4 protein-coding genes and 6 pseudogenes are annotated in these 9221 nt (G+C 59.7%); 3 read left to right on the forward strand and 7 right to left on the reverse strand.

Annotated elements, in window-relative coordinates; translation table 11 throughout:
* Positions 1-41 precede the first annotated feature (41 nt).
* Positions 42-347: pseudogene (locus tag GGD62_RS40255) on the reverse strand (transposase); the annotation flags it as partial.
* Positions 348-1367: 1020 nt separating this feature from the next.
* Between GGD62_RS40255 and GGD62_RS40260 the strand changes: the two are divergent.
* A pseudogene (locus GGD62_RS40260) lies at positions 1368-2357 on the forward strand (IS110 family transposase); the annotation flags it as partial.
* 239 nt (positions 2358-2596) lie between these two features.
* On the opposite strand, the pseudogene GGD62_RS40265 reads toward GGD62_RS40260, so the two are convergent.
* Positions 2597-2860: pseudogene (locus GGD62_RS40265) on the reverse strand (transposase); the annotation flags it as partial.
* A gap of 200 nt (positions 2861-3060) precedes the next feature.
* On the reverse strand, positions 3061-4080 hold the full coding sequence (locus GGD62_RS40270; protein WP_183714775.1) for an IS110 family transposase: 1020 nt from the start codon (positions 4078-4080) through the stop codon (positions 3061-3063).
* A gap of 269 nt (positions 4081-4349) precedes the next feature.
* Here GGD62_RS40270 and GGD62_RS40275 point away from each other — a divergent pair.
* Positions 4350-5442: pseudogene (locus GGD62_RS40275) on the forward strand (IS256 family transposase); the annotation flags it as partial.
* A gap of 317 nt (positions 5443-5759) precedes the next feature.
* On the opposite strand, the pseudogene GGD62_RS40280 reads toward GGD62_RS40275, so the two are convergent.
* A pseudogene (locus GGD62_RS40280) lies at positions 5760-6988 on the reverse strand (IS110 family transposase).
* 240 nt (positions 6989-7228) lie between these two features.
* On the opposite strand from GGD62_RS40280, the pseudogene GGD62_RS40285 reads away from it, so the two are divergent.
* Positions 7229-7456, forward strand: a pseudogene (locus tag GGD62_RS40285) (IS256 family transposase); the annotation flags it as partial.
* Between the two features lie 521 nt (positions 7457-7977).
* On the opposite strand, the gene GGD62_RS40290 reads toward GGD62_RS40285, so the two are convergent.
* The 3 genes from GGD62_RS40290 to GGD62_RS40680 all read right to left on the reverse strand — a co-directional run.
* Complete coding sequence (locus GGD62_RS40290) at positions 7978-8202, reverse strand: hypothetical protein (protein ID WP_183714779.1); 225 nt, start codon at positions 8200-8202, stop codon at positions 7978-7980.
* A 68-nt stretch (positions 8203-8270) separates the two neighbouring features.
* Positions 8271-8738, reverse strand: coding sequence for a hypothetical protein (locus GGD62_RS40295; RefSeq protein WP_183714782.1), 468 nt, complete (start codon positions 8736-8738; stop codon positions 8271-8273).
* Positions 8739-8983: 245 nt separating this feature from the next.
* Positions 8984-9221: hypothetical protein (locus tag GGD62_RS40680; protein ID WP_210318082.1), on the reverse strand; the 238-nt coding region annotated here is incomplete at its 5' end.

The following is a 9221-nucleotide window of genomic DNA, read 5'->3' on the forward strand; positions in this document are numbered from 1 at the left end:
CCGGACGCGAGTGGTCAACAATTTGCATCGGCGCGCCAAGGCATTCGGCTTCGTTCTCCAGCCCTTAGAGCCGACCGTCGGCGATGCCGTTTCTTCTCAAGCGTCAACTCTCCGATCTTGGCGTGCAACGACTTCACGTCGATGGCGGGCGTGGCCGGTGTCCCACCTCCCGGTCCGAAAATATCGGAGGCGCTGCCCTCAAGCTGCGATTTCCAGGCCGTAATCTGATTGGGATGAACGTCGAAATGCTCCGCCAACTGGGCTATCGTGCGATTGCCCTTGACGGCGGCCAGCGCCACCTTCGCCTTGAAGGCCGGTGAGTGGTTCCGGCGCGGTCGTCTGCTCATGATCTCTCCTGATTCGCAGGCTCAGCGTGCCCGCTGTCAGGCAGAAACTCCACTTATCGCCTCGTTCAAATTTGCGGAGCCGGCTCAATCCTGCGGGTGCCGTTTGACGGTATCATTGCCGTTGCGCTGATCTTTCCGCGATGATCGTGCAAAACTGCCGCTGCCGAGCTGCTTCAGCGTCATAGGGCTTCCGTTCGCTTAAACCATTTCCTCGGTAAGCCAATGTAGTAGCCGCGCCTGCGAAGCTCTGCCTCGCATCTATTGAGTGTTTTGCAAATAGATTTCACGGGTGCGCCCACATCAACAAGCTCGCGCAGCAGTTCGTCTTCTCGTTTGGTCCAACGCCGAGAGCCGCTACTCAACTTCAATTCAACCTCGTAGCTGCGACTTCAGATGTTCTGGAGAAGATTGCTATCCGCCCAGACCGTGGCCTTCTAAGGCGCTTGCCTGTCCCAGTCATCGCATCGACCACAAGAGAAATGGCAGGCGAACCGTTCGCTGGAACGCTATACGTTGGCATAGCCGAAGCTCCCGGGGGCCTCTGCCAGTGAGATTTTGGCGCCATTAAAATTCACCCGGCACGGCGGACGACCTGAGATGGCCATGCAGCGGGAATTTCCCGTTAGTCCGGATCCCCCCGAAGAACGGCCGGCCGCAAGGAATTCTGTCGGCAGCTACACCAGGAGTTCGAACAGCGAGCCATCAGCTCTCGCCGCGATGGCCTATTGCTGGAGTTTGTTCGCCACGCCGCCTGTTGCGGCATGATCATCGCGTTCGGACTGTCCAGCTTACGACATGCATGTCTTAAAGCCGACCCGCACGTGCGGCCACCGACGCGCTCAAAGCAGGCATGCGAGGAGCTTCGCATCAAACGACCGAACCTCGCGCTTTTCAACCGGCAGCCTGATGAGTTTTTGTTGGCACGCATATTGCCCCCCCAAGGGAGAGCGAAGCACAAATGGCCTAGGATCGATTCGCGATCAAGGCGGAATTGCCTTCGCCACAGATCGAAAGTGACCTTGCCCCCAAGTTGGCCTAAGCTGCGACGGCACACCTGTTCAGAAAGTTCGCTTTCGACGGGAGACCCTTCTTCAGTTCTTTGCTCGCGCACAACCAAGCATAGTCGGCATGGAATCCTGCGCCGGTTCACAGTGGCTCGCCCGGAAGATAAAGGCACTAGGTCACAGGGTGCGCTTGATCCCCGCGCAATTCGTGAAGCCCTACGTGAAGTCGAACAAGAACGATATCATCGACGCTGAGGCGATCGCTGAGGCCGCGACGCGACCGATAATGCGCTTCGTCGCCGTGAAGGAGGAGGACCAAGTCGATCTTCAAGCGCTGCATCGGATCCGTGAGCAGATGGTCGGCTCGAGGACACGCCTGATCAATCAGATGCGGGCTTTCTGCGTCGAGTACGGCGTACCTTTGCGTCAGGGTGCCGGAATATTCAAACTCGAGTTGCCGCGCGCTTTGAATGACGAAGGAAACGATTTGTCACCCGTGATGCGTCGCCTGGTGGGCGATCTTTTCGCTGATCTCCGCCGCCTCGAAGAACGGACCCGCGAAGTGACACAGGAGATCGAAGCGGTCGCCGATCGAGAGGACGTCACACGCCGGCTGATGACAATCCCTGGTATCGGCGCATTGGGTTCGACCGCTGTACTTGCCGCGATCGGTGATGGGCTGTAGTTTCGCAAGGCCCGCGACCTTGCTGCCTGGCTGGGGTTAGTGCCCAGGCAATACTCGACCGGCGGAAAACAGACGTTGCTTGGCGTCAGCAAACGCGGCAACCGTTATGTGAGAAAACGTTTAGTGCATGGCGCGCGACCTTGCTTCCGGCATTTGGACCGGACGCGCGATCGCCTAGGAAACTGGCTCGACGGGCTGCAGGCTCGGATGCATCCGAACAAGGCCGTTGTCGCCCTAGCGGCCAAGATGGCCCGCATTGTCTGGGTGGTCTTGAACAAGCCTGGAGCTCTCTACGAACGCAGAGATCCTGCTTTCACCTGACGCTTCTGGCTTCGATTGCAAGGCTCGGGAACAGTGATGACGAAACAGTGGATCAACATGCCGTAAGCCCTGTGCAAAAAAGCGGGCTTCGTGCCCGAACCATTTATTGGGAACGGCGTGCGCGGATCTCATCATGGCCTGGCTGCAACCGCAGTCCACTCGCGAGAGGTCGGAGTCATCTATGCAACTGGTAGCGTCATTTTTGCTGTTACGAACCCTTGCACGGACGGGGCGGACCATACATTTTTTGAATTGAGGTCCTTTAGCATGTCGTTGTCGAGCATCGCCTCGGCCAACAGCTTCTTCAGCTTCGCATTCTCGTCGGCAACGACCTTGAGGCGTCGAGCTTCGGATACGTCCAGGCCACCATACTTGGCCTTCCACTTGTAGAACGTCGCGCTGCTGATCCCGTGCTTCCGGCAAACATCACCGGTCTTCGATCCTGCCTCGTGCTCCCGCAGCACCGCGATGATCCGCTTCTGTATTCGGTCTGTTTTTGTCAATCCCTTAAGAGCGCGTGCCGCGGGTACCTTGCTTCTGTTCGTGGTCGGCAAAACCGCCACACTATGGGATTCGGTTGAATGGTCGGTTCAAGCTCTTCGGCGTAGTCATCCGACCTGGAGGGCGGACGCCACGACAGATCATACGAACTCGACCATCCCACGCCCCGCGACGGGCGTCTCTTGGGTTGGCGATGACGTCCTTACGCCACCGCCGTCCATCGGAATTCGGTTCCATCAACCCACATTCGGTGAAGAACGACAGCCATTTTTCTGGCCAGCGCGACCTTCGCTCGCTTGCTTCCTTGCCGGTGGGCAACACGCAGCGCCCAGGCCTTCATCGGAGACCATCGGGTTGATGGCCTGAGAACGACGTTGGCAGCTTCGAACAGGGCTGTGCGCGTCTCTCCATCTCCGACTTTTGTGATCCGTCCCACCCGGTCAACCTCCCCAGATTGGTATCGCCTGGGTGTTAACCCGAGATAGGCGCCGACGGATTGGGAATGCAGGAATCGCCTGGGATCGTCCACAGTGGAGCGGAAGGTCAACGCAGAGACCGGGCCGATCCCCGGCATCGTCATCAAGAGCCGACAAGCCGGGTCACTGCGCACGGCCTTTAGAACCAGACGATGCAGTCGGGCGTACTCCCGCATCAGCGCTTCGCGTCCGGCAAGCAGCGGATTCATGATCGCCTCCAGTAAGGCGTCATCGCTGACCAACTCACGAACTCGCGTCGCGAACAGAGTCCGCGAGACGATTCCGACTTTGAGACCGAGCGGACGCAGAAGTCCGCGGATGACTTGCTCTGTGGCAGCGATGGAGCGGATGATATGCTTGCGAGCCGCGGCCAGCGTCCGCGCCCTTTGGCTGCCGATGCTCTTGACGTGAACAGGCTTGAACCATCCCGTTCTCACCACCTGCGCGATCCCACGGGCGTCATTCCGATCGGTCTTCACCGGCATGGCCGAAAGTGCCGCCTTAACCTGGCGGGCTTCCAAACTGACGGCCGGCAGCCCCAGTTCGATTAGATTCCCGGTCAGCCATTCTGACATCGGTCCGGCCTCAAGGCCCACCCGTTCAACTTGACCAGCCCATGGTTCGAGGTACTGCACAATCGATGGCGCGTCCGCCAACGTGGTTCCCTCCCGGATAAGCTTTCCAGTCTCGTCCACCGCACATACGGGAACGGAATTCAGCGAAACATCGAGGCCGACGTAGATCATGGCTTTTCTCCTTCCGGATGGAGTTGGTCCATGATCGTCAGCCAAAACGTGCCGCGCGGCAAATCGGTCAGGCGATCGGGACCGAATACCCCATCTCTTCCGAAAAGCGGCTGCGCTTCATGCTCTGGTCCTTGTCGTGGGCCAGAGCGAACTTCAAACTGGATTAAGCCCGTGGGGCAAGGTCAACTGCTTCCAATTCAGCGGCGTTACGGAGCTATGCGGGAAACTGGGTGATGACGGAATGAGATAGGCGGCGTATCGAGGCGGGTATCGAGCCTGCCAGAACCTCACATGAGAGCGATACGCCATGAACGAGCATAGCAACGTTGTCCCACTGCGTCAGCCCGATGAGATCGACGATCCACTGACGAATGTTTTGCGATCTGGTGCTCGGCAGCTGCTTGCGCAGGCTGTCGAGATGGAAGCCGAGGCGTTTCTCGCCGCGATGAATGGCTTGAAGCTTCCCGACGGCCGCGACCGCCTCGTGCGGACGGCCATGGTCCAGTGCGGACGATCCAGACGGGGATCGGCGCCGTCGAAGTCGCCCGGGTAAAGATTCGGGATCGCGCGGTGACCAGCGATGGCGAGCGGATTCGCTTCACCTTGGCGATCCTGCCGTTGTGGGCACGGCGCACGAAGAGCTTGGATGCACTTTTGCCGGTGCTGTACCTGCGAGGCATCTCGACGGGCGACTTCCAGGAGGCGCTGGCGGCGCTCTTGGGCAAGGATGCGCCGAATCTTTCTCCGGCGGTGGTTTCCAGACTGACGACGGAGTGGCAGAGCGACTACGAGCATTGGCAGAAGCGCGACCTGTCGGCGCGCCGGTACGTATACGTGTGGGCGGACGGCGTCTTCCTGCAGGCTCGCATGGAAGACCACAGCGAATGCATGCTGGTGCTGATCGGCGCGACGCCGGAAGGCAAGAAGGAACTCATCGGCTTCCAGGTCGGCGTGCGCGAGAGCGCGCAGAGCTGGCACGAACTGCTCGTCGAAGCGAAAACCCGTGGGCTGAAGATCACCCCGGAAATCGCCGTCGGTGACGGCGCGCTCGGCTTCTGGAAGGCGCTCGACGAGGTCTTTCCCGCCACGCGACACCAGCGGTGCCGGGTGCACAAAACCGCGAATATCTTGAACAAAGTCGCAGTGTCGGTACAGGCCAGCATCAAGAAGGATCTGCGCGAGGTCTATTTGGCGCCCAACCGAGCTTCGGCCGAAGTGGCGATCGACGTCTTTGCCGAGAAATACGGAGCGAAGTACGACAAGGCGGTCAAGTGCCTGACGAAAGATCGCGACGCGTTCTACGAATTCCCCGCCGAGCATTGGGGCCACTTGCGGACGACGGATGAGATCGACAAGCAGTTTTTAGCGGGCTCCGGAAGATGCATTCTTTTGTTCGACCGCGCCGCTGGCATTCTTCCGTCCGGACCGCCCATATCGCAGCTGCCGCGCGCAGGGGCGGTCAAGGCTGGCCGCAGTTTGCGGCCACCGCAAGGCTCGGCCTTGACCGGCCCGAGCACGGCGGCATCCTCGATCGGATCGGGCCTGGAAAGAACACAATGACTCACCGACCCAGTGCCCCAGGGGCATGGGAACTAGCCCGAACAGGCGATCGTTATTGTCGTGCGCGGGTGACCTCGTGGCGAAGAGCGGCGCGTCGGCTGTAAGCGTCGCCGGGCAGCCTATCTGTGCCCTGCCGGGTTGAGGCGCCCGCGCGCCTTTTCTTTTGGCGAGCGCGGGCGCCAAGCTTCGACAAAGTGCTCATACCTTCTCTGCGCTTGCTCGGCGACGTGCATCTCCTGATCGCGGAGTTGTTTGATATTGTACGCGTAGGCAGAGCCGCGCGTGTTGCCTTTTTTCTGCGCTCGGCCAGCCTGTAACTCCATGCCGCGCATCTTGTGAGCGACAAGACTGGGCCGGGCCCAGAGGTAATCCTCTTCGTTCGTCAGCAGATGCCAGCACAGGACGGTCAGCTTGCGCGCTACGGCGACGGCGGCCACTTGATGGCCCCGTCTGGCGCGGATACGCACGAAGAAAGCGTGGAGCGGTCCGGGTGCCTTGGCGGCAGCCCAGGCGGCTTCTACCAGCATGGCCCGGGCGTGGCTGCGTCCGACCTTGCTGATCCGGCCATGATGAGCGGCACCGAGGCCCGACTGGTGCACACGCGGATTGAGCCCGAAGTAGCTGACCGGTTTCTGCGGGCTCTTGAAGCGCGTGATATCGCCAATTGCCGCCATCAACCCGACCGCCACCGCCAGATTGACGCCGGTGATCGTCAGCAGCCGCCTGACCGAGCCGTCGTCCAGCGTGTTTGTAGCGATCTCCCGATCGAGGATCGTGAGATCTTCGGTGAGCCGATCGAGCTCGCGCACATGCCGCTCAATAGCATCCCGTTCGTCGTCGGGTACTGGCTGGTGCGCCAGCCAATCGCGGCCGCGGCCGTTGAATAAATCGGCGTGCGGACATTTTGGGATCAGGTGCGCATGAAGGATTGCGTGCACTTCGTTCTTGATCCGGGTCCGATGCCGCACGACCTGGTAACGCCGAGCGACCAGCCTGCGCAGCCGTTCTGTGGCCGCGTCCGGCGTCCAGATTTCCGGCAGATAGCCGGCCGCGTACAAGCTGGCCAGCGTGCCCGCGTCGACCTTGTCAGTCTTCACATGGGCATGGGCGATTGCCTTCATCTGCAATGGGTTGGCGATGACCACCCGCTTCACGAACGGCGACAGCACCGTGACACCGCCATGCAGTTGCCGGTCGCTTCGATCACCACCTCATCTATCGGTTGAAGGCTTTTGCCAAAGCCCTCCAGTGCCGTGCGGGTCATATCGACGCGACCGGCCGGTCGAAGTCTGCCGTTTTCCCAGAAAACCACCTCGCCGAAAGTTCGGTGGGCGATTACGCGTCGCATTTGCACCTCCTGTCATATGATGGGAACGGTGGGCGACACGACAACTACGGATCCGCGCTCACGGCGCAACCGGGCTAGTCGTAGAGGCGGCCAGCTACTAACTCGAGCTCGCAGCTCATCGTACGCATCGGCCTGCCCACACTTTCGTGCTCCCGGTGCCTCTGTCCCGGATGGTCGCACCATACGCCACGATCTTGAAAGCCGCAGCCGAACATCAGCACCGAGGATCTTATACCGGTTACGAATCCCATTGAAAGCGTGTTCGCGACGGTCCGGCACAGAACCGTGCGCACGAAAGGTTCGTTATCGTCAACGACTGCCAAGTTGATGGTGTTCAAGCTGCTCTGCGCCGCATCAAAGACCTGGCGCCGGCTGAAAGGCACAAATCAGTTGCCGAAGGTCATCGCAGGTGTCAGATTCGAAAACGGCATCGAGGTCATCCAGGTGCCGGCAAACCACGCCGCCTGATCGCCTCGTCACCCAAAATCCCGCATAGCTCCGGCGTTACGCGGGGAGTTCACTTGGTAATAGCGGTAGCTCTTCCCGGAGATGCCAGGGATATCGATAAACCACTCGTTCGACATAGCTGCAGTTCACTTTCTGGGGGTCTGCCCCGTTTAAACGAACTAAGCTATTGACGCCTTCAGTGCGGGGTTTAAAAAAGAATCGCACTCGCCAGAGGGCCCTCCGCTTGGTTCCGCAAATGGAGGTTCTGATTACGGAAGGATCGCCCGGTAGCCAGCCTCGGCGGTCCTTTTCGCGAATCAGATGATCAGCAGGCGTTGTGGACACTGTGGCGCCGATTCCGCGCAACGAACATCGTAGGCATCGGTTGAGATACGAACAGGCACATGCCTGTAATCTGAGCGGATTTCCCCGCGCTTTGGCCCGGTTTCAGCAAATGTTGCTCGGTCGCCACATCCGGGCGTTACGGGTGTCGACACATCCGGCAGAGTATCCGGTGGGCAGGGACCGACGACAGCCCGGCATCAGTCCTTGATCCGGTTCTCCCGCACGTCCTTCAGGATCGCCTCGTAAGTCGCAATCACCTGCCTGTTGCGATCGATCGCCTCTTGGGTGACGTCTCTCCAGGCGTTGCTCCCCTCGCGCTCCCCGAGCTTCATCCTCCCTGATTCGAGGGGCTCAAGGTCGCGCCTCAGTTGCTCGAGCTGCTTCTCGACGCCTTCGGCGTATTCGCGCCAGTCGACGGCCATGTTCTTCCTCCACATCATCTAGCAGCGTGGCGCAACCGGAGGGCGAGCGCAAGATGATGCTGATGCAGTCACCGTGGACCTCGCAGGAAATCAATCATGTTTGGCGTCCAGCCAAAAATGTCGACTTGGTTCTTCGTGCGGGTGACGATCGTGAGAAACTCCTCAAGCAATTGCACTGCCGGTCCGGGTTTGTAGAGGGTCACCCACCCAGCTTTCTCAGGATACCTGAACGCGAAGTGCGCGTGGTAGGGCGACACATCTCGGATAAACTCGTCGATTTCAGCCGTGAGAGACAATCCGCAATCTGTCGCCTTAATAAGCAGATCGGTGAGATTGTGAGAGTGTTTCAGTTTTCCGCTGAGCTGTCCGCTCTCTTCTATAACGGACTTCAGGGCATTCTCTATGCTGAAGCCAATAAGGAGGTAGAGAGAGAGGCCGATCTGCTGAATGGTGGCGGACTGATCGGCCGCTACAATGCGTTTCGCGCCATCCAGCAATCCGACGGCCCAGGCTAGTTTCTCAATGTGCATAGTCATCAGCGATGAAGCTCGCGCACCCGGCGCACGAGCGCAAGCGAAGCGCACCCAAAAAATCGGTGGATTGACACCGTTGATCCTTTGACCCGCCGCGACTCAGGAGCCGGCTTCGCGTGGGCAGACGAGGATCATGTCCGATCAAATTCGACCGCTCGCCGCTTCAGCGAAACCTTAGCCTTGAAGCCGGCCTCTAACCACGCAAAGGCCTGCGTGTGACCAGCCTTGCGCGAGCTTTCATTTCCCCACTATGCACTGAAGCGGTAGGCAGAAGCAGGTAGCGGCCGCCTAAGAATTTCTTCGATCTCGGAGAATGTGAGGCGAACAGCTTGTCCCCGTGTGCTTAAGAGCCATTGGCACAACGGATCGTAAACCAACTCAACCACTGGCCTCAGAGCTGGCTCCGGAAATCTGGACAGGGCGGTAAGTGGAGTTTCTGCCTGACGGCGGGCAAGATTGTCCCGCGAATCAGGAGAGACGATGAGC

This window comes from Bradyrhizobium sp. ERR14 (assembly GCF_014198235.1).
Lineage (GTDB): Bacteria > Pseudomonadota > Alphaproteobacteria > Rhizobiales > Xanthobacteraceae > Bradyrhizobium.

What these genes read in the sequence shown, in the direction of transcription:
- GGD62_RS40270 (WP_183714775.1), bottom strand. Translation starts at nt 4,080, where the DNA reads ATGATCTACGTCGGCCTCGATGTTTCGCTGAATTCCGTTCCCGTATGT.
- GGD62_RS40290 (WP_183714779.1), bottom strand. Translation starts at nt 8,202, where the DNA reads ATGGCCGTCGACTGGCGCGAATACGCCGAAGGCGTCGAGAAGCAGCTC.
- GGD62_RS40295 (WP_183714782.1), bottom strand. Translation starts at nt 8,738, where the DNA reads ATGACTATGCACATTGAGAAACTAGCCTGGGCCGTCGGATTGCTGGAT.